The organism is Aeromonas sp. V90_14, from assembly GCF_029967615.1.
Taxonomy (GTDB): domain Bacteria; phylum Pseudomonadota; class Gammaproteobacteria; order Enterobacterales; family Aeromonadaceae; genus Aeromonas; species Aeromonas hydrophila.
The window spans coordinates 1-24,311 of sequence record NZ_JASCAS010000042.1; the positions used below are offsets into that span (position 1 = coordinate 1).

A 24,311-nucleotide genomic window follows, 5' to 3' on the forward strand; every position below is an offset into this window, starting at 1 on the left:
AGTGCCGTCATCCTCCGTGACGGACAGGGGAAAATGACGATCAGTTACCATTCTCTGCCCTCTGTCCACCGGCACCGATCAGGAACTGGCGACGTCGAATAGTGCCGTCATCCTCCGTGACGGACAGGGGAAAATGACGATCAGTTACCATTCTCAGCCCTCTGACCGCCAGCACCGATCAGGAACTGGCGACGGATGGTACCGTAGTCTTCCAGATCCAGCTCCACCGCCAGCCCGTAGGGCAGCACGTTGCGCTGGGTCCACTCCTCTTTCCAGGCGCCCTTGTCGTAGAAGTAGAGCCGCAGCGCCGTCACCCGCTCCAGCATCGGCTGAATGCGCGGCTCGGTGCCGATCACCGGATCCGGGTAGAGGTAGCTCAGCCGCTCCAGCTTGTGATCCTTGAGCCGCCAGCCGACCCGCTGCAGGCCTGAGCGCGGCAGCATGCCGTCCGGGTTGAGCCAGCCGCCGCGCATGAAGGCCATGCCCCAGTCGTCGCTCTGCTGGCCGAAGCGGGAGGCCGCCAGCAGCACCTTGTTGTTCTCGCCGTCGATGCGGCCGCTGCGCGGCACCATCTGGGTGATGTCCCGCTCCAGCACGGAGAAGGCCAGTTGCAGCTCGGAGAGACGCGTCTCCTTGCGCTTGGCCACCTCGTCGCTGGTGAGCACCCCTTGCAGCACCTGATAGGCGCCCAGGCTCAGGCCGGCGAAGATGGCGATGGCCACCAGCATCTCCAGCAGGGTAAACCCCGCCTGACGCCGACTCCGGTTCATGTATACACGTTGCCGCAGATTCATCGGCTCACGCCGGCTCCGGATCATGGAGACACCTTGATGCAGGTTCATCGGCTGATATAGGTCCGGATCATGGCCACCGGGCTGTCGGCCTTGGGCGCGGTACGTACTTCCATGTCCAGCGCCTTGAAGTTGCTGTCGGCGGTAGCGACGCCGCGATAGCGCCAGTACCAGGTCTGGCCCGCCATCTGCTCGTCCCCTTCCACCCAGCTGTCACCGGGCCACTTGGCTTCGAGCTTCTGCTGCACCAGCTGGTTCTCCACCACCCAGGTCGCCAGGGTCTTCTGTTCCAGATAGTTGAGGCCGGAGAGGTGCTCGCTGGCGGTCTTCATCACCGCCAGCCCGGCGATGGCGAACACCGCCAGCGCCACCATGACTTCCAGCAGGGTCATGCCGCGGGCGTTCATTCCTCTTCCTCCTCGTCCTGCAGCAGGCGCAGACGGCCGAACTCGTCCGCCTTGACCGTGCGCACATAGCGCAGATCGTCGTCCTGCTGGGTCAGGGTCAGCACGAAGGGGGTCAGCTCGCCACCGGGAAAGATGAACACCTGCGGGGTGCGCTCCTTCTCGTCGCGCCCCTTCTCGTACTTCTCGTCGGATTCGGTCCGCCAGCTGAAGCCCTCGAGCTCGATGGCCAGCCGCATGTTGTCGGGCAATTCGACCCGATCCAGCAGCTTGTCGCCGCTCATCACCTGCCACTTGCGATCCTTGGCCGCGCGCTGCATGAACTGCCAGCTGTTGTCCTCGACACGCAGGCCCACCAGCCGGCCATCCATCACCGAGTACTCCTGCGCCTGCTGCAGCACGGCCATGAAGCGGCGCGCCTGCTTGTCCAGCTCTCTATCCCCCCTGGCGCCACCCATGCTGAGGGTGACGGCAGTGGCAACCAGCCCCATCAACATGGCCACCAGCAACACTTCCAGCAGGGTAAAACCGGCCTGACGACGGGCAGAAGAGGCCACCTTCATTCAGGCAGCCTCGGGATGACTCGGTGAGCGCGACGCGGCGGGATCACTTATTGGAAATCCTTCAGGTTCCAGTTGCCGATGTCGTCATCGGTACCGGCTTCGCCATCCAGCCCCATGGAGAAGATATCGATCTTGCCGAACTGGCCCGGGCTCAGCATCTGGTACGGGTTGCCCCAGGGATCCTGCGGCAGGCGCTTGATGTAGCCCCCTTCGCGGTAGCTGCGCGGCTCAGGTGCGGCGGTCGGTTTGTTGACCAGCGCGTCCAGCCCCTGCTCGGTGGTCGGGTAGCGGTTGTTGTCCAGTTTGTACATGTCGAGGGCGTTTTCCAGCGCCACTATGTCGGAGACCGCTTTCTGCTGGTCGGCTTTCTCCTTGTTGCCCATCAGGTTGGGCACCACCAGGCTGGCCAGGATCCCCAGGATCACGATGACCACCATCACTTCCAGCAGGGTAAAACCCGATTGACGACGCTTTTGCATGACTTACTCCCTCACGAAATGAGATGGCATGAACCATCAACGATTAACTGTTAAACCACGATCGTTCGATGACGCCTGTCGGCTAATCGAACCTACGGAGTTGATTGGATTGGTAGGTTCGAATAGCGCAGCGTATTCGAACGTCCGAACCTTACATATTCACCATATTGTTGAGCTCGAGGATCGGCTGCAGGATCGACATCACGATAAACAGCACCACCCCGGCCATGGAGACCACCAGCATGGGTTCAAACACCCCGAGGGCGATGTTCACCTGGGTTTCGAACTCCCGATCCTGGTTGTCCGCCGCCCGCTCCAGCATGTTGTCGAGCTCGCCGCTCTGTTCGCCGGAGGCGATCATGTGCAGCATCATGGGCGGAAAAATTTTGGTTTCATCCAGCGACTTGCGCAGGCTGGTCCCCTCCCGCACCCGCTCGGTGGCCTCACCGATGCGCATGCGGGCAAAGTCGTTGGAGAGCACTTCGCCGGAAATCTTCATCCCCTCCAGCAGCGGCACGGCGCTGGCGTTGAGGATGCTCAAGGTGCGGGCGAAACGGGCGGTGTTGAGACCGCGGCTGACCCGACCGATCACCGGCAGGCGCAGGATCAGCTGGTGCCAGTGACGGCGACGCTTGTCGTCGGTCAGCCACCAGCGCCAGACAAAGCCGCCCACCAGCAGCAGCAACAGGAACCAGAGGCCGTAGTGCTGCATCAGCTCGCTGGTACCGATGAGGAAGCGGGTGGTGGCCGGCAGTTGCTGACCCATGTGTTCAAACTGGGCCACCACCTTGGGCACCACGGCGGTGAGCAGGATGGAGATGACGCCGATGGCGACGCAGGTCAATACGATGGGGTAGATCATCGCCTGCAGCAGCTTGGTGCGCATGTGCTGACGCTGCTCGGTGTAGTCGGCGAGGCGGTTGAGCACCTTCTCCAGGTGACCGGACTTCTCGCCGGCCGCCACCATGGAGCGGAACAGCTGATCGAACACATGGGGGAAGGCCGCCAGCGAATCGGCCAGCGAATAGCCCTCCACCACCTTGCTGCGCACCGTGGCCACCATGCTGCGCAGGTGAGCCTTCTCACACTGCTCGGCGACGGCCTTGAGCGCCTCTTCGATGGTGAGCCCAGCCCCCACCAGGGTGGCCAGCTGGCGGGTGATCATCGCCAGCTCGGCGGTGCTGGCACCACGGCGGAACAACACGAAGCGGTTCGCCTCGCGCTTGGCCTTCTCGGTGGTCTCGTTCACCTCGAGCGGGGTCAGCCCCTGCTCGCGCAACAGCTGGCGTACCTGGCGGGCGGAATCCCCCTCCAGCACGCCGCTCTTGTTGCGTCCCTTGCCGTCGAGGGCCTTGTATTCGAATGCTGCCATCTCAGTCTTCCCGGGTCACGCGCAGCACCTCTTCGAGGCTGGTCTGCCCCTTGAGTACCTTGTCGATGCCGTCGCGGCGGATGCTGGGGGTGTGACCCCGGATCAGCCGCTCGATGGCCAGCTCGCCGCTGGCGCTGTGGATCGCCTCGCGCACCGCTTCGTCGATCACCACCAGTTCGTGGATGCCGGTCCGGCCGCGATAGCCGGTGTGGTTGCACTGCTCGCAGCCCACCGGCCGCCACACCTGCTGATCCGGCGCCAGCTCGATGCCCATGGCCAGACGCTCCTGCTCGGTGATGGGGCGCGGCGCGCGGCAATCGGGGCAGAGGGTGCGCACCAGCCGCTGGGCCAGTACCGCCAGCAGTGAGGAGGAGAGCAGGAAGGGCTCGATGCCCATGTCCCGCATCCGGGTGATGGCGCCGATGGCGGTGTTGGTGTGCAGGGTCGACATCACCAGGTGACCGGTCAGCGACGCCTGCACCGCGATCTGGGCGGTCTCGAGGTCACGAATCTCCCCCACCATCACCACGTCCGGGTCTTGGCGCAGAATGGCGCGCAGGCCGCGGGCGAAGGTCATGTCCACCTTGCTGTTGACCTGGGTCTGACCCACCCCTTCGAGGTCATATTCGATGGGGTCTTCGACGGTCAGGATGTTGCGATCCCGCGAGTTGATCTCGGAGAGGGCCGCGTAGAGGGTGGTCGACTTGCCCGAACCGGTCGGGCCCGTCACCAGAATGATGCCGTGAGGCTTGCGAATGAGTTCGCTGATGATGTTGCGGTTGGCCAGCGTCATGCCGAGCTGCTTGAGCTCGAGCCGCACGTTGTTCTTGTCGAGCAGTCGCAGCACCACCCGCTCGCCGTAGCTGGACGGCATGGTGGAAACCCGCACGTCCACCGCCCGGCCGCCGATGCGCAGTGAGATGCGGCCATCCTGCGGCACCCGCTTCTCGGCGATGTCCATCCGCGACATGACCTTGATGCGCGACACCAGCAAGGAGGCGAGCTTGCGATGGGGCCGCAGGATCTCCCGCAGCACCCCATCGATGCGAAAACGGATCACCAGGGCTCGCTCGAAGGTCTCGATGTGGATGTCGGACGCCTCTTCTTTTATCGCCTCGCTCAGCATGGCGTTGATGAGGCGGATGATGGGGGCGTCGTCGTCGGCATCCAGCAGGTCTTCACTCTGGGGCAACTCTTCGGCCAGCGCGAAGAAGTCCATCTCGTTGCCGAGATCCTCCATCAGCTGGCGCGCCTCGGAGGAGTCGCGCTGGTAATGGGCCATCAGCAGCTCTTCGAAGGCCTCGCCGTCCATCTGCTCCACCGTGAAGGCGCAGCCCGCTACCCGCCGCACTTCCAGCAGGGTTTGTGGCGTCACGCCCTGGCGGCAGAGCAGCACCGGGGCCCCCTGCCGCTCGGTCAGGATCACCCCGAAGTTGCGGGCGAAGGCAAACGGCAGCTCGGGCAGGGCTGCCGGCATGTCGACGCCATCCAGCTGGTATGCTGCCATTACTTGTTACCCACGAATGGCTGGGACCCGCCGCTCGTCTGCGGGGCCGACTGCATCTGCTGGAGCTGCTTCTGCGCCTCGGGCGACATTGTCACGTCCTGGCCGTACTGGGGCAGCACCTGGCGCTTGGGCGAGGTGAGGTACCCCTCCTGCGCCGCCGCCTCCTGCTGCTCGGAGCGGAACTGGGAGTACTTGTTGCTGGAGAGGCTGGTGTAGATGTTTGCATCACGCAAAATGGTGGGTCGGATAAAGACCATCAGATTGCGCTTGGAAGTGGTATTGGTGGTGGATCGGAACAGATAGCCCAGCACCGGGATGTCGCCGAGCAGGGGCACCTTGGAGACCTTCTCCTGATTCTGTTCGTCCATCAAGCCGCCCAACACCACGGTCTCGCCGCTCTTCACCAGCACCGCGTTCTTGATGGTGCGGGTATCGAAGGTCGGGCCCAGATCAGCCGTACCGGTCGCCTGTTTCTGCGCCACGCTGGAGACCTCCTGCTCGATGTTGAGCAGCACGGAATCCCCCTCGTTGATCTGCGGCGTCACCACCAGCTTGGTACCCACCGTCTTGCGTTCGATGGTGTTGAACACCTGATCGCTGGTGGTGGAGCTCTGGGAGCCGCTCTGCACCGGCACTTCCTGGCCGACGTTGAAGGAGGCTTCCTTGTTGTCCATGGTGACGATACTCGGGGTGGAGAGAATATCGCTCTTGGTATTGGTCGAGAGGGCCGTCACCAGCGCGGCCCAGTTGCCCTTGTAGAAGCCGGCCGCCATGCCGTTGAAGCCGCCAGCCAGCTTGGACAAGGAGTCCGTATTGCCGTTGTCCTGGTAATCCTTGGCCGCAATGGCCACCGAACCGATGGGCAGGTTGGTGTCGGTAAACTGGGTGCCGCCGCCATTGGTGTTGGCCCACTGCACCCCTAGGTTGAGGCCGTCGCCATCGGCGATCTCGACGATGATCGCCTCCACCAGCACCTGGGCACGGCGGATGTCGAGCTTGGCGACCACCTGCTCCAACTCGGCCATCACGTCCGGCTGGGCGGTGATCACCAACGCATTGGTGGTTTCGTCGGCGGAGATGGCCAGCTTGCCGCCGCCGATGCTGGCACCGCCCCCTCCTGTGGTGGTGGCCGCGCCGCCCTTCTTGTCCGCCTCAATGCTGGAGCTGACGCCCTTGAGCACCTCCACCAGATCCTTGGCCTTGCCGTATTTCAGATAAAAGACCCGGGTGTTGCCCTGGCTCTGCAGGTCACGGTCGAGCTGGTGCACCATCTGGATGATGCGCGCGCGCGCCTTGGGCTCGCCGCTCACCACCACCGAGTTGGTGCGCTCGTCGGCCACTACCTTGGGCGCCAGCAGCAGGGAGGTGTTGCCGCCCTGGTTGTTGCCGTCCTTGTTGAGGTTGGTCACCAGCCGCACCATCTCGCCGGCGGAGGCGTACTTGAGCTTGACGATGTCCACTTCCTGGTCGCCTGCCTTGTCGACCCGGCGCACCACTTCCACCAGCCGGTTGACCACGGCGGCACGGCCGGTGATCAGCAGCACGTTGGAGGGGTCGTAATGGACCACGTTGCCACCGCCAGCGTTGTCGTTGAGCTGGCGCAGCAGCGGCGCCAGTTCGCGCACCGAGACGTTGCGCACCGGTACGACCCGGGTCACCATCTCGTCACCGCTGCCGGGGTTGCTCTCGTCCACCACCGGGATGGCGGAGGTCTTGGCATCCTTGGAGCGCACCACCTTGAGCACGCCGTTGTCCATCGGGACCACGGCGAAGCCATAGACATCGAGCACGCTCAGGAAGAACTGGTAGTACTGGTCTTCGTTGAGCAGGTCATAGCTGCGGACGTTGATCTTGCCGCGCACCGAAGGCTCGATGATGATGGTCTTGTTCAGGTTCTTGCCGACCGTGTTGATGAACTCTTCGATGTCGGCATTCTTGAAGCTGGCGGAATATTCGGTGGCCCAGGCAGAACCTGCCATCATCAGCGCCGCAGCCACGGTGGCCAGACGCCAGCCCTTCCCTTTATTTATCATTCTTGGTGCTACTCCAAATCATTATTCTGACAAGCCGACATAAACGTCGTAGAGCTGTCCTTGCCGCTCGACGGTGACGGTCATTTCCGTTGCGCCAGCCACCTGCTGCATCGCCTGCATGGCCTGAGCGTTATCCCGCAGATCCAGCCCATTGATGCTGACCGCCATGTCGTTGGCGACCAGCCCCAGTTGATTGAACAGTTCCGGATTGCTGCCCGGGTTGAGGCGATAGCCGACCATGCGGCCATCGACCCGGACCGGGGAAATATTGAGGTAATCGGTGATCTTGCCGGGGTTGCCCATCAGCTCGTTGCGTACCGAGGAGAGCTTGCCGTCCTGGTTGCCCGGCTTGGGCAGTGGCTTGCCGTACTCTTCCCCGTCCAGCATCAGGGTCTCGTCGCGGCCGTCTCGCTCGATGATGACCCGATCCGGGAACACCTGGCGGATCTTGGCCTGGGTACCATCGATGAGATCACCGATGCCGTAGGAGTTCTGCAGCCCGTTGTGGGCGATGATGGCAATGGATTTGGCGGGATCCGAGCTCGCCAGCACGCCGTTGAGCTGGGCGTTGAGCTGGGTCTTGGGAGCATCGGCTGCGACAACATCGGCCGCCTGGGCCTGCTGTTTGGCCTTGCCGAACAGCGCCAGACGGCTGACGCCGCTCAGGTCGAGCCGGTTTGCACCCTGGCTCTGATTGGCGACCACCGACGGTTGCCAGGACTGGCTGACGGGCCGGCTGCCGAGATCCAGCAGACGCCAGGTGAGACCGGCGCACTGGTGGGCCAGCAACAGCAGCAGAAGCCAGAACAGAGGCTGGCTGAATCGGGAGAGTGGCACGGTTTTACAACGGGCCAGAAGGGAGCTCAACAAGTCATCCCTGAACGGTAGCGTCATGTTTATCAATATTTTCTGGCATCCAAATCGGTTGGCTATTGTGTACGGCAATGGACCCAGAGACAACCGACCGGATGGGATGAAGCTGCGAAAATTGACATTCCGTCACACCATCAGCCCCCCTGTTTCTATCCCGGGGCCCGCCTCTGGTATAATCAGGCACCCCTTTCAGCCATTCCGGAGTCGATTCATGCCGAACCCCGCAGAAACCCCAGCCCTGGTCCGTCTCGACAAGTGGTTGTGGGCGGCACGTTTTTACAAGACCCGCAGCCTGGCCCGCGACCAGATTGAAGGGGGCAAGGTGCATTACAACGGCCAGCGCAGCAAACCGGGCAAGCATGTCGAGGTCGGCGCTCTCATTCGCTTCTGGCAGGGTCAGGACGAACGGGAAGTGCGGGTGCTCGAGGTGAGCGAGCAGCGCAAATCCGCCCCGCTGGCCCAGCAGCTCTATGAAGAGACCGAGGCCAGCCTGAAAAAGCGGGCCGAAAACAGCGAGGCACGCCGCTTCAACAGCCAGTTTGCGCCAAGCCCCGAGCGTCGCCCCGACAAGCAGGAGCGGCGCCAGCTGATCAAGGTCAAGCAATATTGACCTGCCAAGATGGCCCTTTTATGACGACAGTTGCCGGAATAAGTTCCTAACCAGCTGTTTATTAATGTTTTTATCTATTTACCCCACCGAAGAACCCAGGAATGCATGATGAGTAACCAAGATCTCCTGTATCGCTATCTGTTCGAAGAGTACGAAGTCCGGGGCGAGCTGGTCCAGCTGGACCACACCTACCGCCACGTGGTTGAGGCCCAGAACTACCCGGTACAGGTGCAAAAACTGCTGGGTGAACTGCTGGTCGCCACCAGCCTGCTGACCGCCACCCTCAAGTTCGAAGGCTCCATCACGGTGCAGCTGCAGGGCAACGGCCCGGTACGGCTGGCCGTCATCAACGGCGACAACAACCAGCAGCTGCGTGGTGTGGCCCGCTATGAAGGGGAACTGCCGAGCGACGACAAGCTGCAGAGCCTGATCGGAGAAGGCCAGCTGGTCATCACCATCACCCCGGAGCAGGGTGAACGCTATCAGGGCATCATAGCGCTGGACGCCGACACCCTGGCCGGCTGCCTGGAGCACTACTTCGCCCAGTCCGAACAGCTGGCGACCAAGCTGTGGATCCGCACCGGCTACCACCAGGGTGAGCCGCGCGCCGCCGGCATCCTGCTGCAGGAGCTGCCTGCCCAGAGCGAGGATCACAGCGATGATTTCGAGCACCTGACCCAGCTCACCAGCACCATCAAGGATGAAGAGCTGTTCGGTCTGGAAGCGGAAGAGATCCTCTACCGCCTCTACCACCAGGACAAGGTGCGGGTGTTCGATCCGCAGGCGGTCGAGTTCCGCTGCACCTGCTCCCGCGCCCGTTGCGAAGGGGCTCTGCTGCAGATAGAGAAGGAAGAGGTCATGGAGATGGTGCAGGAGCTCGGCAAGATCGACATGCACTGTGATTATTGCGGCGCCCAGTACCAATTTGATGGGATCGACGTCGAAACCCTGTTCAGCAGGGCTCCCGGTAATGATGCAAACAAGTTACACTAATTGAAGGCGGGCAAAACCCGCCTTTAACTTAAATAACAAAAAAATACCCTATTTTATAAAATTTGATGGCGATCGCTAAACTCTACCACCTAAGTGATAGGATGAACGCCAGATAGAACCCTACCAACCTCTGAACCCAGGAGAATACAATGACAATCGTGGCAGAACCCACCCTGGCCAAGCAATTAGGACTGGACCAGTACGGTATCAAGAACTCCACTGAAATCCTGCGCAACCCTTCCTACGACCAGCTGTTCGCGGAAGAGACACGTGCCGACCTGGAAGGGTTCGAGCGCGGCGTGGTGACCGAACTGGGCGCCGTCAATGTCAATACCGGCATCTTCACCGGCCGCTCCCCCAAAGATAAATATATCGTCAAAGACGCCACTACCCAGAATACTGTATGGTGGTCTGACCAGGGTAAAAACGATAACAAAGCCATCAGCCCGGAAGTGTGGTCACATCTGAAATCTCTGGTGACCAAACAGCTCTCCGGCAAGCGCCTGTTCGTGGTCGACGGCTTCTGCGGTGCCAACCCGGATACCCGCCTGGCCGTGCGCATCATCACCGAGGTGGCCTGGCAGGCTCACTTCGTGAAAAACATGTTCATTCGCCCGAGCGATGAAGAGCTGAAAACCTTCAAACCGGACTTCGTGGTGATGAACGGTGCCAAGTGCACCAACCCGAACTGGAAGGAGCAGGGTCTCAACTCCGAGAACTTCGTCGCCTTCAACCTGACCGAGAAGATCCAGCTCATCGGCGGCACCTGGTACGGTGGCGAGATGAAGAAGGGGATGTTCTCCATGATGAACTACTTCCTGCCCCTGCGCGGCATTGCCTCCATGCACTGCTCCGCCAACGTGGGTCAGGACGGCGACGTGGCCATCTTCTTCGGCCTGTCCGGTACCGGCAAGACCACCCTCTCCACCGATCCCAAGCGTCAGCTGATCGGCGATGACGAGCACGGCTGGGACGACGACGGCGTGTTCAACTTCGAAGGGGGCTGCTACGCCAAGACCATCAAGCTCTCCAAGGAAGCCGAGCCGGACATCTACAACGCCATCCGTCGCGATGCGCTGCTGGAGAACGTGACCGTGGCGGCCGACGGCACCATCGACTTCGACGATGGCTCCAAGACCGAGAACACCCGGGTCTCCTACCCCATCTATCACATCGAGAACATCGTCAAGCCGGTCTCCAAGGCGGGTCACGCCAACAAGGTGATCTTCCTGACCGCCGACGCCTTCGGCGTCCTGCCCCCGGTCTCCAAGCTGACCAAGGAGCAGACCAAGTACCACTTCCTCTCTGGCTTCACCGCCAAGCTGGCCGGTACCGAGCGCGGCATCACAGAGCCGACCCCGACCTTCTCCTCCTGCTTCGGCGCAGCCTTCCTCTCCCTGCACCCGACCAAATACGGTCAGGAGCTGGTGAAACGGATGGAAGCCGCCGGCGCGGAAGCCTACCTGGTCAACACCGGCTGGAACGGCACCGGCAAGCGCATCTCCATCAAGGATACCCGCGCCATCATCGACGCCATCCTGGATGGCTCCATCGAGAAGGCCGAGACCAAGGTGCTGCCGATCTTCAATCTGGAAGTACCGACCGCCCTGCACGACGTGAACCCGGCAATCCTCGACCCGCGCGACACTTACGCCAACAAGGCCGAGTGGGATGCCAAGGCGGTTGACCTGGCAGGACGCTTCATCAAGAACTTCGAGCGCTTCACCGACAATGAAGAGGGCAAGCGTCTGGTAGCGGCAGGCCCGCAGCTGTAACAGCCAGCCCGTTTACTGCCAATCTCATACCGGTCAGCCCAGCTGGCCGGTATTTTTTTGAGCAGAGCGCGGCGTTTGACTCCTGCCAAACCTTGCCTTGTGGGCCCTTGCGCGTTAGATTCAGCCCAACTTTATACAATATACAATTTTGTAACGATTCCCCTGTGACCCGATCATGACCCCACCCTACAAGACCCGTACCCAAATGGTGATGGAAAACCTCCGTGGCCGGATCCTGCGCGGTGAATTTCCTGCCGGCGCCCCTCTGCGCCAGGACGCCATCGCCAAGGAGCTGGCGGTGAGCCGCATTCCGGTGCGCGAAGCCCTGATGCAGCTGGAAGCGCAGGGGCTGGTGAAGTTCGAGGCCCACCGTGGCGCCGTGGTCACCATGCTGGACGCGGCGGCCATCGAGGAGCTCTTTTATTTGCGAGCCCTGCTGGAAGCCGATACCCTGTTCCACGCCGTCGACCTGATGACGGAGGAGACCTTCGCCAGGGCGCAGGCGATCCTCGCCCAGTTCGACCAGGCCCTCGAGTCGGGCACCCAGATCGAACGCTGGGCCGAACTGAACCACAGTTTTCACGCCACCCTCTATCAGGCCGCCGGCCGCCCCCAGGCACTGGAGCTGATCGCCCAGATCAATCTGAGCTGTGACCGCTATGTGCGCTTCGAGCTGCTGTTCGCCAGCGATGGCGTCGACAAGGCAGAGCGCGAGCACGCCCAGCTGCTGGAGCTATGCCGCGCCCGCCGCAAGCACGAGGCGGTGGTACTGCTCAAGCAACATATCGAGGCGGCCGGCCAGTCCATCAAGCGGATCCTGGACAGCGGCCACAACCACTGAACACTCACATCACAACAATCTGGCATTAACGACATGAATCATTTCGAGATTATTGAAACCCGCGTCGCCCAGGTCAGGGCCGAACTGGCCATGATGGAGCTGGACGCCTTCATCGTCCCCCACGACGACGAGCACCTGGGGGAGTACATTCCCGCCTACGCCGAGCGACTGGACTGGATCACGGGTTTCAACGGCTCCGCCGGCCTCGCCATCATCCTGGCGCAGCGGGCGGCCCTGTTCATCGACGGTCGTTACACGGTGCAGGCCCGCATGCAGGCACCGGCCGAGCTCTTCGAGTTTCTCCATCTGGTGGAAGACCCCCATGTGCAGTGGCTGGCGGATCAGCTGCCGTCCGGCTCCCGGGTCGGCTTCGACGCCCGCCTGCACAGCCTGGCCTGGTATCACAATGCCAAGGCGGTGCTGACCGAGCGCGGCATCGAGCTGGTGCGCGTGGAGCAGAACCCCATCGATCTGCACTGGAGCGATCGCCCCGCCCCCACCAAGAACCCGGCCATCCTCTACAGCGAAGCGCTGGCGGGCCAATCCAGCCAGGCCAAGCGCGAGATGCTGGCCAGCGATCTGCGCAAGCGCGGGCTGGATGCAGTGCTGCTGACCCAGGCCGAGCCCATCAACTGGCTGCTCAACCTGCGTGGTCGCGACGTGGAGCGGCTACCGGTGGTGCTGGGCTTCGCGGTGCTCTACGCCAACGCCACCATGGATTTCTTCGTCGACACCGACAAGATCGACTGCTTCGCCTTCAGCCAGCACGTGGGGCAGGATGTCTCCGTCTACCCCATCGACAAGCTGGGTGACGTGCTGCAGCGCATCGGTGAAGACCAGCAGAAGGTGCTGGCCGATCCCAACACCGCCAACGCCTGGACCCAGCTGGTCATGGAAGAGGCGGGCGCCATCCTGGTGGCCGGTCAGGACCCGACCATGCTGCCCAAGGCATGCAAGAACGAGGTGGAGCTGGCCGGCATGCGCGCCGCCCATCTGCGCGACGGCGTCGCCGTCACCCGCTTCCTGGCCTGGCTGGATCGGCTGATCGCCAGCGGCGAGTTCGACGGGGTGGATGAAGGGACCCTGGCCGATCAGCTGGAAGCCTTCCGCCGCGAGCAGGAGCACTACGTCGAGCCAAGCTTCGACACCATCTCCGCGCTCGGCCCCAACGCAGCCATGTGTCACTACCGCCACACCAACGGCACCCCGCGTACCTTTGGCCAGGACAGCATCTATCTGGTGGACTCCGGCGCCCAGTATCTGGACGGTACCACCGACATCACCCGCACCATCAAGGTGGGTGAGCTGACCGACGAGCACAAGGCAATGTTCACCCGTGTACTGCAGGGTCACATCGCACTGGATCAGGCCCGCTTCCCGCGCGGCACCGCCGGCATCCAGCTCGACGTGCTGGCCCGCCAGCCGCTGTGGCAGGCCGGTTACAACTACGACCACGGCACCGGCCACGGTGTCGGCCACTTCCTCAGCGTGCACGAAGGCCCGCAGCGCATCGCCCCCAAGGGCAGCCTGGTGGCCCTGCAGCCGGGCATGGTGCTCTCCAACGAACCCGGTTACTACCGGGAAGATGCCTTCGGCATCCGTTGCGAGAACCTGGTGGTGGTCACCGAGCAGGAGCAGATCGGCGAGCTGCCGATGCTGGGCTTCGAGCGGCTGACCTATGTACCGTTCGATACCCGCCTCATCGATCGCAGCCTGCTGAGCCCGGCCGAGTTCCGCTGGATCAACGAGTATCACGCCGAGGTCTACCGCCGCCTGAGCCCGCTGCTGGAGGGCGAGGATCTCGCCTGGCTGGAGCAGGCAACCAGCCTCATCTAAGCGCAGACAACGCTGCTTGTCTGATGAAACAGGGCCCACGGGCCCTGTTTTTTTGCCCGCCGGTTTGACCTGTATCAAGACCCCGCCGCCCCAGGTCCGGACAATGCCCTGCATGACGACCCATCACTCCCACCCCGCGCGCCCGGCCCGGGCCGACAAGGCGCCCGTGCATCCCAGGCTCAAGCGGGAGCAGCAGACGGTCAGCGCCATGATCCGCCTCTACTGCGACCACCATCATCAGGATCCCGCCTGCCGGCACTGCCAGCAGTTGCAGGAGTTCGCTCACCAGCGGCTGCGTCGCTGCCGCTATGGTCACGGCCACAAGCCCACCTGTGCCAACTGCCACATCCACTGCTATGCCCCGGCCATGCGCAAGCAGATCCAGCTGGTGATGAAGTGGAGCGGCCCGCGCATGCTGTGGCATCACCCCTGGCTGGCCCTGCGCCACCTGCTGGACAGCCGCCGCAAGGCCCCCAAACGACCGGGCAGCCGTCCCCTGCCGCCCTGAGTCGGGGCTGCCCTGCCGCTCAGCGCCCCAGACCCGCTTGCATCAGCCCGGCGGGCCCACTACCCTGTGGCTCCTTTTTGACTGCCGCCCGGCAGCACGTACGACACCACAGGAGCCCGGATGCACCAGCCCCCCGTTTTGAGAGTGGCGCGCCACACCGACATGCACGCCATCTGGCAGATCGACGTCAATGTATTCGGGGAGGATGTCTATCCCGGCTTCTTCTTCCGCCAGGCCATGGATCTGTGGCCCGAGCTGCTGCTGGTGGCCGAGCTGGACGGCAAGCTGCTGGGCTATGCCCTGGGCGGACTGGGACAGGATCGGTCGCAGGGCTGGCTGCTCTCCTTGGCGGTGCTGCCGGAGGCGCGCGGCTTCGGCCTGGCCGAACGCATGATGCTGCAGGTGGAGCAGGGACTGCTGACACTGGGGATCGAGCGGGTCAGACTGACGGTGGATCCGGCCAATCCGGCCCAGCGCCTCTACTTTCGACTCGGTTATCAACAACTGGCCGAGGAGCGCGACTATTTTGGCCCGGGGGAGGATCGCCTGCTGCTGGAAAAACGGCTCGGCTGAGCCGGCGGTGACGGGGTTTGCCGGGCCCGGGCCTTATAATTGGTTACACTTTGCTGGTTTCATGCTCAATCCGGTTGGCGTAGAGTTGAATCACTGACCGAACAAACCAGATTAGATGCCAGCCCAGGAGGCCCATCATGTTGAAACGCATTACCCTCATCGCCCTGTTGGCCACCACCACCCTCAGCGGCTGTGCCAACAGCGACGTCTACTCCGGTGACGTCTACACCAAGGATCGCGCCAAGCAGGTGCAGACCGTCAGCTACGGCACCATCCTCTCCACCCGCCCGGTCAAGATCCAGGCCGATGAGAACTCGCTGATCGGCACCATCGGCGGCGCCGTGGTCGGCGGCCTGCTCGGCAGCACCATTGGCGGCGGGCGCGGCAGCGACATCGCCGCGGCCGGTGGCGCCATCGCGGGTGCGGCAGCGGGCAAGGCGGCCGGTGACAAGCTCAACCAGGTGGACGGCGTCGAACTCGAGATCAAGAAAGAGAACGGCGAATCCATCGTGGTGGTGCAAAAGGCCAGCCCCACCTTCGTACCGGGCGCCCGGGTACGCATGACCCAGGGCAACGGCACCATCAACGTGGCCGTGGTCAACTAAGCCCTCCGCCCATGAAAAAGCCCTCGCAGTGCGAGGGCTTTTTTTATTGCCATGTCGGCCGGGAATTACTGACGGATCAGCCGGAAGATGGCGTAGCCAGGGTGCTGGGCGTCATCCATCGGCAGGGTGGACTTGTACTCCAGATCCGCACCGGCCAGCTGCTTGGCCTCCTCACGAGGCGAGGAGTAGAGCCGCACGTCCACGTTGGCCGGCAGGGCCTTCATGTGCCAGTTGTTGTTGGCCGCCGGGCTGAAGCCGGCCGGGTTGTCGGCAGACTGGGCCTTCAGGTACTGAGCGATGATCTCGCGCGTCTCGAAGGGATCTTCATGCACTATGTTGCTGCCGTCGATGCCCGGGAAGTGGCCGCCGCCGCTGGCGCGGTAGTTGTTGGTCACCACGTAGAACTTCTGGGCCGGATCGATGGGCTGGCCGTTGAAGGTGAGGCTGCTGATGCGCTGGCCGTCGCTGACCTTGGCCCCTTCCTTGTTGTAACGGGCCGGCTGGGTGATATCCACCTCGTAGTTGACCCCGTCGATCACATCGAAGTTGTAGGTGGGGAACTTCTCGTTCACCAGCCACTGCACCTCGGTCTTGCCGGTGTCGATCTGGTTGAACTGGCCGGCACTCATCTCCAGCCACTCCTTGACGGTGGCCCCGTTCACCTCGACCACCTGCAGGGTGTTCGGATAGATGTAGAGGTCGGAGACGTTGCGCAGGGAGATGTCGCCCTGAGCCACATAGGTGAAGTCATTGATGCCGTTGCGGCCGCCACGGAACGGCGCCGCCACCGACAGGATGGGGTAGGACTCCTTGAGCAGGCCGTCTTTTTGCAGTTGTTCGGCATGCTTGCGCTGGGCATCGCTCACCAGTTGCACCGAAGGATCATCCTGCACCAGAGCGAAGAAGCTGTGGATGGAGGAGGTGATCTTGCCGAGCGGCTCGTCCAGCCACAGGTTGGTGGCGTCGTGGTCGGCCTGTACCAGGTCCACCACCCGTTGATCCACCGCGCTGCCCTCGCTGGAGTCGATCTTGCGCAGGCTGGCCTGGCTCTGTTTCACCTGCCACTTGCCGTCCACCTGTTCCAGCTTGAGGTCGATGATGCCAAGGTGGTTGCCCCAGTAACCCGGCATCACGGTCGGAATACCGCTCAGGGTGCCGGCCTTGTTGTCCACCTCCGGCAGATCCGGGAAGTCACCCGGGAAGTTCTTGTGGGCGTGGCCCAGCATCAGGGCATCCACCCCCTTCACCTTGGCCAGGTGCCAGGCGGAGTTCTCCATCATGGCCTCGTAGCTGCTGGCGTTGATGCCGGTGTGGGCCACTACCACCACGATATCGGCGCCCTTGGCGCGCAGCTCGGGCACATAGTGGTTGGCGGTCTCGACCATGTCGGCCACCACCACCTTGCCTTCCAGATGACGCTTGTCCCACTGCAGCACCTGCGGCGGGGTCAGCCCCAGGATGCCGACCTTGACGGTCTGCAGCTGGCCCTTGTCATCCTTCACCTTGCGCTCCAGCAGCAGGTAGGGGGTGAACTTGTTGCCGCTCCAGTCTATTTGCCCCTTGGCATCGCGCTTGAAGGCGCCCGCCTCGAACACGTTGGCGTTCACATAGGGGAACTTGGCTCCCTGCAGGGTCTTGGTGAGGTAATCCAGCCCGTAGTTGAATTCGTGGTTGCCCAGGTTGCCGGCATCGTAGCCGAGCTCGTTCATCGCCTTGAACACCGGGTGGGCCTGCTTGTCGAGGTAACCGGCACCGGACTGCTCGAAGATGTAGTCCGCCAGCGGCGTGCCCTGGATCAGGTCGCCGTTGTCGAGCAGCAGGTTGTTGGGGTTTTCGGCGCGGGCCGCGCGGATCAGCAGCGCGGTGCGGGAGAGGCCAAACTTGCGATCCTCCTTGTTCTGGTAGTAGTCGTAGCCCAGCACGTTGGAGTGGATATCGGAGGTCTGGATCAGACGCAGGGCAACCTCACCCGGTTGCGCCTTGCTGTCGTTTTCATTGCTACAGGCAGATAACAGCACGATGGCTGCAATAGCACCCAGCTTCATGGTTTTATTCACTGTCTTGTCCCTTTTATTATGAGTGTCGCTTTACCAGCGACGGGAATTTAACAGACGAATATGTCAGCGCATGAAGCCGGGATTAATTTTTATGAGGTGCGGCACAAAAATAGCCTTATGACGCCAGCAAAGCCCCGCTTGCCAGCTGCAACGCCAGCCCCAGCATGATGAAACCAACAATAGTATCAATAGCTTGCTGAACCCTGCCGCGCGCAAGCCAGGGCGAGAGGGCCGCCGCCCCGAACGCCAGGCTGTAGAACCAGACCAGCGAGGCCAGCATGGCCCCCGCCGCAAAAGCCGGCCGCAACTCTTCGGCAAACTGGCTGCCGAAGGAGCCGAGCAGCATCAGGGTATCCAGGTAGACGTGGGGGTTGAGCAGGGTCACCCCGAGCGTCATGGCAAGCACGCTCTTGACCCCCATCAACTGGGGCGAGTCCGCCAGCTTGGCTCCCTGCCCGCGCCAGGCACTGCGCAGGGAACGGATACCGAACCAGCCGAGAAACAGCACGCCGCCCCAGGTCAGCAGGGCCAGGCCGATCGGGCTGGCCGCCAGCAGGTTGGCCCCGCCAAACACCCCGATGCCGATCAGCACGAGATCGCACAGGCAGCAGAGGGTCGCCGTCAGCAGATGGTGGTTGCGGTGGATGCCCCGACTCAGCACGAAGGCATTCTGGGCACCGATGGGAATGATCATGGCAAGGCCGAGGGTGAAGCCTTGCAGGGTGGTAGCAAACATGGATGAACCGTCCAGCAGAGTGATTGAACGGCACTATAAGGGGGGCAGTTCTATTTAGAGAAATTCATTGATCTGCTGAGCCATTGGTTTTGCTAATGGCCGTGCAGCAGGCATAACCCCTTCGGGGCAGAAGGGCCGCCATTCGGCCATGACTGTCAATTGCAGGATCTGACAATTGTTAGCCAATCACTCTGCCCCGAGAATCATCGGGTTTTATTGCATCAGCTTGGGGAAGTTGGTGACCACGACCTGCTCGAGATTGGGCAGCAAAATGCCACTGCTCACCCCCTTGGCGATGGCCTGGTAGCGATTCATCGACCCCGTTTTACGGGTGACCTGATTGAGGTGGTAGTTCACGGTTCGCTCCGTGATCCCCAGGATGCAGGCGATTTCACCCGACGTTTTCCCTTCACTGGCCCAGAACAGGCATTCGGTCTCCCGGTCAGTCAGGGCCTCCTGAGGGTCATCTTCCCGCAGACTGACCCGCACAATCCGGATCGCCGCCTCGAAGATGTAGTTGGACATCCAGGAGAGGATGGGCGAGGACTCCAGCAGCAGATCGCTCGATGCCCGCTCGGCGGTGATGAACGACAGTATGCCGTTCTCCCCTGCCGCACCGTGCAACGGGAACGAAATTCCGTTGCGCAGCCCGAACTCCGCCGCCAACCCCATCACGTCAAGACTGCCCTCTTGCAGAAAACGCGCCCGCTCATCCAGCCGGTTCCAGTAAATGGGCAAGGTCTGCTTGCGGGCCAATTGAATGATGGGATCACAGGCCAGCATATGGTTGGCCGTGTAGGCCTGCACCCAGGAGTCTGGGCACTGGTTGAACAGCACCACCTTGGGTCTTTGCATCGACATGGGAATGATCAGCGCAAACCGGTAGTAGTCGTAACCCATACCGAGCGTGAACCGACCGATCAACTCGGCCAAACGATCCCCGTCCGTTACCGAAGTGAAATGTTCGAGGTACTCAAGCAGTTGGTCTTGTTTCATATGCTAGCCCCCCTGGCCAGGGCCTCGATTATAGCGCCGAACACTGAAATGGAGACATCTGAATGCTTGTTTTCAAAGGAAAATTAAAAGAACACCCCAGATGGGAGGTAGAAAACGAGCTTTATCGCTTTCGCAATCGCGTCTTCTCCGATCGCCTCGGCTGGGATGTGGAATCCCACCGTGGTCTGGAACAGGACAGTTTCGATACCCCTGATACCCACTGGGTTCTGATCGAAGACGAGGAAGGCCTGTGCGGCTGCATCCGTCTGCTCAGCTGTGCCCAGGATTACATGCTGCCCAGCATCTTCCCCACCGCCCTCGCCGGTGAAGCCCCGCCGCGCAGCAACGACGTGTGGGAGCTGACCCGCCTCGCCATCGATGCCGAACGGGCTCCCCGGCTCGGCAACGGCATCAGCGAACTGACCTGCATCATCTTCCGCGAGGTCTATGCCTTCGCCAAGGCGCAGGGGATCCGCGAGCTGGTTGCCGTGGTCAGCCTGCCGGTGGAGCGGATCTTCCGCCGTCTCGGTCTGCCCATCGAACGGCTCGGTCACCGCCAGGCGGTGGATCTGGGCGCCGTGCGCGGGGTGGGGATCCGCTTCCATCTGGATGAGCGGTTCGCCCGTGCCGTCGGCCAGCCCCTGCAGGGTGCCTATGACGAGACGCGCGAACTGGTCACCGAATAAAGGCGACGCAAAAAAATCCCGGGGTAAGACCCGGGATTAAAAGTTCTCGCTATGGCCCGTTTCCACCCCATGCAAAAACGGACGCAAAAGAGTATCTCCTGAATACCTTTTGACCACCACTGTCACATCTCACAGTGACAAATCCGCTTTGACCCCGCAGCCCTTGTCACGCCTGGTCTGCCGACATTTTCAGCGATCCCAGGTTGTTCTCCCGCCACCACTTGAGTAGCATCCCTTCTCAATTCCCTCCGTTGATAAGGCGTGCTGATGAAGGCGTTGGATTACAAGCTGCTGCTGGCGCTGGATGCAGTGATGCAGGAGCAGAACTTCGAGCGGGCCGCCCAGCGCCTGCACATCACCCAGTCCGCCATCTCCCAGCGCATCAAGCAGCTGGAGCAGCAGTTTGCCGAGCCGCTGCTGATCCGCGGCCAGCCGCTGCAGGCCACCGCGCTCGGGCAGAAACTGCTGGCCCACTACCGTCAGGTGCGCCAGCTGGAGCTGGAACTGGCCGGCGAACTCTCCCCCACCGAGCCGCAGGCGCCGATCCGGGTCAGCATCGCCGTCAACGCCGACAGCCTGGCCACCTGGTTTCTGCCCGCCCTGGCCCCGCTGCTGGAGCAGCACCCCATCGAGCTGAACCTGCTGGTGGATGACGAGAGCCGCACCCTGGATCGGGTACGCGAGGGACAGGCGTTCGGCGCCGTCAGCCTGCACGGCCAGCCGCTGGCCGGCTGCTGCGTCGACGAGCTCGGCGAGATGCGCTACCTGCTCACCGCCAGCCCCGCCTTCGTCGCCCGCCACTTCCCGCAGGGGCTGACCCTGGCTGCGCTGGCCAAGGCGCCGGCGGTAGCCTTCGATCAGCGCGACGACATGCACGTCAGCTACATGGCCCGCCACTTCGGGCTGGAGCCCGGCGGCTACCCCTGCCACACGGTGCGCTCGTCCGAGGCCTTCGTCGCCATGGCCGAACAGGGGCTGGCCTGCTGCCTGATCCCGGAATTGCAGATCCGCCGCCAGCTGGCGGAGGGCAGCCTGCTCGATCTCAGCCCGGACCAGCATCTGGTCGAGCGGCTCTACTGGCACCGCTGGGTGCTGGAACGGGGGCTGCACAAGCAGATATCCCAGCGCCTGATCGAGCAGGGTCGCCGGGCACTGCAACCCGGCTGAACCGGCCATTCACCTTGGCTTTGGAGGGGTAAAAACGTATAGTGCTGGGCGATCCGTCATCAGGTCTCCACCCAGGTTTTCCACTTCAGGTTCCTCACTTATGTTCCAAGACAATCCGCTGCTGGCCCAGCTCAAGCAACAAATCCGCGAAAACATCCCCAAGAAAGAGGGTGTTATCCGCGCCTCCGATCGGGGCTTCGGCTTCCTGGAGGTCGATGAGAAGACCAGCTATTTCGTGCCGCCTCCCTACATGAAGAAGGTGATGCACGGTGACCGGGTGAGCGCCCTGATCCGTACCGAGAAAGAGAAGGAAGTGGCCGAGCCGGATGCCCTGCTGGAGCAGGCGGTGACCCGCTTCGTGGCTCGGGTCAAGATGTTCCGCGACCGCCTCAACGTGGTCGCCGATCATCCGCTGATCAAGGACGCCATCAAGGCCCGCGTCAAGAAGGGGCTGGACGAGAAAGAGTTCAAGGAAGGGGACTGGGTGGTTGCCACCCTCAAGCGTCACGCCCTGGTGGACGGCAACTTCTCTGCCGAGATCACCCAGAAGATCGCCTCGCAGGAAGATCACAACGTGCCCTGGTGGGTGGTGCTGGCGCGCCACAACCTCGCCCAGGTCGAACCGGCGGATCTGCCGGAGTGGAAGGTGATCGAAGAGGAAGAGCTGCCGCGCACCGATCTGACCGCGACCCCCTTCTTCACCATCGACGGCGCCAAGACCAAGGACATGGACGATGCCCTGGCCATCCGCAAGCTGGACAACGGCTGGGAGCTGCTGGTCGCCATCGCCGACCCGACCGCCTACGTGGCCGAAGGGAGCGAGCTGGACAAGGAAGCCGCCCAGCGCGCCTTCACCGTCTACATGCCGGGCCGCAACGTGCCGATGATCCCGCGCACCCTATCCGACGAGCTCTGCTCCCTGAAAGAGGGCGAGGAGCGCAACACCCTGTGTGCCCGTCTGCTCATCGCCGAGGATGGCCTGCTGCTGGAGGAGACCGAGTTCTTCGCCGCCCGCATCAGCTCCCACGCCCGTCTCACCTATGACGACGTCTCCGACTGGGCCGAACACGGCAAACAGCTGGATATCGACGCCGGCGTGCTGGCCCAGCTGCCGCTGATGAAGGCGATGACCGAGGCGCGCATAGCCTGGCGCACCGAGCATGCCCTGGTGTTCCCGGATCGTCCCGACTACGACTTCGAGCTGGGCGAGAACGGCGAAGTGCTGGCCATTCACGTCGAGCCACGCCGCATCGCCAACCGCATGGTGGAAGAGTCGATGATCGCCGCCAACATCTGTGCCGGCCGCGTGCTCGGCAAGCAGGTCGGCTACGGCATCTTCAACGTCCACACCGGCTTTGACGAAGAGTCCCTCGACGGCGCCATCGATCTGCTGAAAAGCGCCGAGGCCCCGTTCGAGAAGGAAGAGATTGCCAGCCTCTCCGGCTTCTGCGCCCTGCGCCGCTGGATCGACAACCTGGACACCCGCTGGCTGGACGGCAAGATCCGCCGCTTCCAGAGCTATGCGCTGATGTCCGCCGAACCGGGCGCCCACTACGGCCTGGGGCTGGATGCCTACGCCACCTGGACCTCCCCGATCCGCAAGTACGGCGACATGGTCAACCATCGCCTGCTCAAGGCCGTCATCGCCGGCAAGACCCCGGGTGAGCGCCCGAGCCTGGAGCTCACCGAGCACCTGACCGCCTGCCGCCGCCTGCACCGCATGGTGGAGCGTGACATCGGCGACTGGCTCTATGTCCGCTACCTCAAGGCCGATGCCGGCACCGACAAGGTGTTCAACGCCGAGATCATCGACGTGATGCGTGCCGGCCTCAAGCTGCGTCTGCGCGAGAACGGTGCCGTGGTGTTCATGCCCGCCCGCCATATCCTCGACAACAAGGATCGGCTGGAGTGCAACTGGGACAACGGCCGCGTCTATCTGGACAAGACCGAGGTGGTCTACGAGCTCGGCCAGATCATCGAGGTCAAGCTGACCGAAGCGGTGGAAGAGACCCGCTCCCTCATCGCCAAGCCGGCGGTGGAGCTGGTGCCGGGCCCGGCGCCGGTCGCCCCGACCAGCGAAGCCGATGCCGCGCCTGCCGACGAGGCACCCAAGGCCGAATAAGCCAGACTTCCCCACCTTGCAAAAGCCCGCACCCTGCGGGCTTTTTTATTGGACCATGCCGCCCGCCGAGTCCGCCGATCATTTTTTGTACGCCCCGAGCTTGCCAGTTGTTCGTTACGAGCATAGAGTGAATCCACAAATGAACGAACGTTCGCTCATGGTTGATTTTCAGGCAAGAGGCATCCCCATGACCACCAACAACCTGCGGCTGGAGCAGCGGCGCGAGCAGATCATCCAGGCGGCGCTCGGCTGCTTTATCGAACGGGGCTTCCACCAGACCGGCATGCGCGACATCGCCGCCGCCGCCGGAGTGAGCCTCGGCAACCTCTACAACCACTTCGCCCGCAAGGAAGAACTGATCGCCCTGATCGCCTCGCTGGAGGCGGCCGAGCTGCAACCCCTGCTGGATGAGCTGGCCCAGGGGCCGGCCCGGGCGGCGCTGGCCCGCTTCGCCGCCGGCTACCTCGCCTGGTCGCTGACTCCGGAGAACCTGCTGCTCGGCACCGAGATCCTGGCCGAGCTGACCCGCCATCCGGAGATGGCCGCCACCTTCGCCAGCAACCAGCGCCAGCTGTGCGATGCCCTGGCGGCGGCGGTGCGCCGTGGCCAGCAGGCGGGGGAGCTGGCTGCACACCTGCAACCGGATCTCACCGCCCAGCTGTTGCTGGACGCACTGGAGGGACAGGCGGTGCGCCACGCCCTGGCTCTGCATCCAGAGCAGGCACCGGTCGAGCAAAGATTGCCGTCCCTGCTGGACCAGCTGCTCGGCCCGGCCTGCTGATCA

The 24,311-nt window shown here is 62.8% G+C and carries 23 protein-coding genes and 1 pseudogene; 12 read left to right on the forward strand and 12 right to left on the reverse strand.

What is annotated here, in order from left to right:
- Window positions 1-40 precede the first annotated feature (40 nt).
- The 9 genes and pseudogenes from QLG02_RS16625 to exeC all read right to left on the reverse strand — a co-directional run.
- Window positions 41-115 (reverse strand): annotated as a pseudogene (locus tag QLG02_RS16625) (type II secretion system protein GspJ); the annotation flags it as partial.
- Window positions 116-140: 25 nt separating this feature from the next.
- Window positions 141-770 carry a GspJ family T2SS minor pseudopilin variant ExeJ gene (exeJ, locus tag QLG02_RS16630; protein WP_282465689.1) on the reverse strand — a complete coding sequence of 210 codons (630 nt, stop codon included), beginning with the start codon at window positions 768-770 and terminating at the stop codon, window positions 141-143.
- Window positions 771-838: 68 nt separating this feature from the next.
- Entirely contained in the window at window positions 839-1,198 is a 360-nt protein-coding gene (exeI, locus tag QLG02_RS16635; protein ID WP_005308487.1) for a GspI family T2SS minor pseudopilin variant ExeI, read from the reverse strand.
- Window positions 1,195-1,758, reverse strand: coding sequence for a GspH family T2SS minor pseudopilin variant ExeH (gene exeH / locus QLG02_RS16640; protein ID WP_073348807.1), 564 nt, complete (start codon window positions 1,756-1,758; stop codon window positions 1,195-1,197). The genes exeI and exeH overlap by 4 nt, the downstream gene beginning before the upstream one ends.
- 47 nt (window positions 1,759-1,805) lie before the next feature.
- Window positions 1,806-2,237: a GspG family T2SS major pseudopilin variant ExeG gene (gene exeG, locus QLG02_RS16645; RefSeq protein ID WP_005308483.1), complete on the reverse strand. Its 432-nt coding sequence runs from the start codon at window positions 2,235-2,237 to the stop codon at window positions 1,806-1,808.
- 151 nt (window positions 2,238-2,388) lie between these two features.
- Window positions 2,389-3,609, reverse strand: coding sequence for a GspF family T2SS innner membrane protein variant ExeF (exeF, locus tag QLG02_RS16650; protein WP_010635230.1), 1,221 nt, complete (start codon window positions 3,607-3,609; stop codon window positions 2,389-2,391).
- Between the two features lies 1 nt (window position 3,610).
- Entirely contained in the window at window positions 3,611-5,116 is a 1,506-nt protein-coding gene (gene exeE / locus QLG02_RS16655; protein ID WP_029301892.1) for a GspE family T2SS ATPase variant ExeE, read from the reverse strand.
- Entirely contained in the window at window positions 5,116-7,149 is a 2,034-nt protein-coding gene (gene exeD / locus QLG02_RS16660) for a GspD family T2SS secretin variant ExeD (protein WP_043162758.1), read from the reverse strand. Before exeD ends, exeE begins: the two co-directional genes overlap by 1 nt.
- 21 nt (window positions 7,150-7,170) lie before the next feature.
- Window positions 7,171-8,019: a GspC family type II secretion system variant ExeC gene (gene exeC / locus QLG02_RS16665; RefSeq protein WP_272481873.1), complete on the reverse strand. Its 849-nt coding sequence runs from the start codon at window positions 8,017-8,019 to the stop codon at window positions 7,171-7,173.
- A 214-nt stretch (window positions 8,020-8,233) separates the two neighbouring features.
- On the opposite strand from exeC, the gene hslR reads away from it, so the two are divergent.
- The 8 genes from hslR to QLG02_RS16705 all read left to right on the forward strand — a co-directional run bounded on the left by hslR (window position 8,234) and on the right by QLG02_RS16705 (window position 15,763).
- Window positions 8,234-8,632: a ribosome-associated heat shock protein Hsp15 gene (gene hslR, locus QLG02_RS16670; RefSeq protein ID WP_041216200.1), complete on the forward strand. Its 399-nt coding sequence runs from the start codon at window positions 8,234-8,236 to the stop codon at window positions 8,630-8,632.
- Window positions 8,633-8,740: 108 nt separating this feature from the next.
- Complete coding sequence (gene hslO / locus QLG02_RS16675; RefSeq protein WP_024943636.1) at window positions 8,741-9,625, forward strand: Hsp33 family molecular chaperone HslO; 885 nt, start codon at window positions 8,741-8,743, stop codon at window positions 9,623-9,625.
- A 149-nt stretch (window positions 9,626-9,774) separates the two neighbouring features.
- Entirely contained in the window at window positions 9,775-11,400 is a 1,626-nt protein-coding gene (pckA, locus tag QLG02_RS16680; RefSeq protein ID WP_011704536.1) for a phosphoenolpyruvate carboxykinase (ATP), read from the forward strand.
- A 175-nt stretch (window positions 11,401-11,575) separates the two neighbouring features.
- On the forward strand, window positions 11,576-12,241 hold the full coding sequence (locus QLG02_RS16685; RefSeq protein ID WP_011704535.1) for a GntR family transcriptional regulator: 666 nt from the start codon (window positions 11,576-11,578) through the stop codon (window positions 12,239-12,241).
- Between the two features lie 33 nt (window positions 12,242-12,274).
- The gene (locus QLG02_RS16690; protein WP_024943637.1) at window positions 12,275-14,077 is read left to right on the forward strand and encodes an aminopeptidase P family protein; all 1,803 of its coding nucleotides are present in this window, start codon (window positions 12,275-12,277) and stop codon (window positions 14,075-14,077) included.
- Between the two features lie 112 nt (window positions 14,078-14,189).
- Window positions 14,190-14,585: a nitrous oxide-stimulated promoter family protein gene (locus tag QLG02_RS16695; RefSeq protein WP_026080215.1), complete on the forward strand. Its 396-nt coding sequence runs from the start codon at window positions 14,190-14,192 to the stop codon at window positions 14,583-14,585.
- Window positions 14,586-14,705: 120 nt separating this feature from the next.
- Window positions 14,706-15,158 carry a GNAT family N-acetyltransferase gene (locus tag QLG02_RS16700; RefSeq protein ID WP_024943638.1) on the forward strand — a complete coding sequence of 151 codons (453 nt, stop codon included), beginning with the start codon at window positions 14,706-14,708 and terminating at the stop codon, window positions 15,156-15,158.
- A 137-nt stretch (window positions 15,159-15,295) separates the two neighbouring features.
- A complete protein-coding gene (locus QLG02_RS16705) occupies window positions 15,296-15,763 on the forward strand; it encodes a glycine zipper 2TM domain-containing protein (RefSeq protein ID WP_282465690.1) in 468 nt (155 codons plus the stop codon).
- Window positions 15,764-15,828: 65 nt separating this feature from the next.
- On the opposite strand, the gene QLG02_RS16710 is transcribed toward QLG02_RS16705, so the two are convergent.
- The 3 genes from QLG02_RS16710 to QLG02_RS16720 all read right to left on the reverse strand — a co-directional run bounded on the left by QLG02_RS16710 (window position 15,829) and on the right by QLG02_RS16720 (window position 19,552).
- A complete protein-coding gene (locus QLG02_RS16710; RefSeq protein WP_282465691.1) occupies window positions 15,829-17,808 on the reverse strand; it encodes a bifunctional 2',3'-cyclic-nucleotide 2'-phosphodiesterase/3'-nucleotidase in 1,980 nt (659 codons plus the stop codon).
- Window positions 17,809-17,935: 127 nt separating this feature from the next.
- Entirely contained in the window at window positions 17,936-18,556 is a 621-nt protein-coding gene (lysE, locus tag QLG02_RS16715) for an L-lysine exporter (RefSeq protein WP_011704530.1), read from the reverse strand.
- 213 nt (window positions 18,557-18,769) lie between these two features.
- Entirely contained in the window at window positions 18,770-19,552 is a 783-nt protein-coding gene (locus tag QLG02_RS16720; protein WP_005315931.1) for a LuxR family transcriptional regulator, read from the reverse strand.
- A 62-nt stretch (window positions 19,553-19,614) separates the two neighbouring features.
- On the opposite strand from QLG02_RS16720, the gene QLG02_RS16725 reads away from it, so the two are divergent.
- The 4 genes from QLG02_RS16725 to QLG02_RS16740 all read left to right on the forward strand — a co-directional run bounded on the left by QLG02_RS16725 (window position 19,615) and on the right by QLG02_RS16740 (window position 24,308).
- Window positions 19,615-20,238 carry an acyl-homoserine-lactone synthase gene (locus QLG02_RS16725; RefSeq protein WP_113994599.1) on the forward strand — a complete coding sequence of 208 codons (624 nt, stop codon included), beginning with the start codon at window positions 19,615-19,617 and terminating at the stop codon, window positions 20,236-20,238.
- Between the two features lie 267 nt (window positions 20,239-20,505).
- Window positions 20,506-21,405 carry a LysR family transcriptional regulator ArgP gene (locus QLG02_RS16730; RefSeq protein ID WP_124252507.1) on the forward strand — a complete coding sequence of 300 codons (900 nt, stop codon included), beginning with the start codon at window positions 20,506-20,508 and terminating at the stop codon, window positions 21,403-21,405.
- Window positions 21,406-21,505: 100 nt separating this feature from the next.
- Window positions 21,506-23,527: an exoribonuclease II gene (locus QLG02_RS16735; RefSeq protein WP_124252506.1), complete on the forward strand. Its 2,022-nt coding sequence runs from the start codon at window positions 21,506-21,508 to the stop codon at window positions 23,525-23,527.
- 187 nt (window positions 23,528-23,714) lie between these two features.
- Window positions 23,715-24,308 (forward strand): TetR/AcrR family transcriptional regulator, encoded by a 594-nt coding sequence (locus QLG02_RS16740; protein ID WP_282465692.1) that lies wholly within the window; start codon window positions 23,715-23,717, stop codon window positions 24,306-24,308.
- Window positions 24,309-24,311 lie beyond the last annotated feature (3 nt).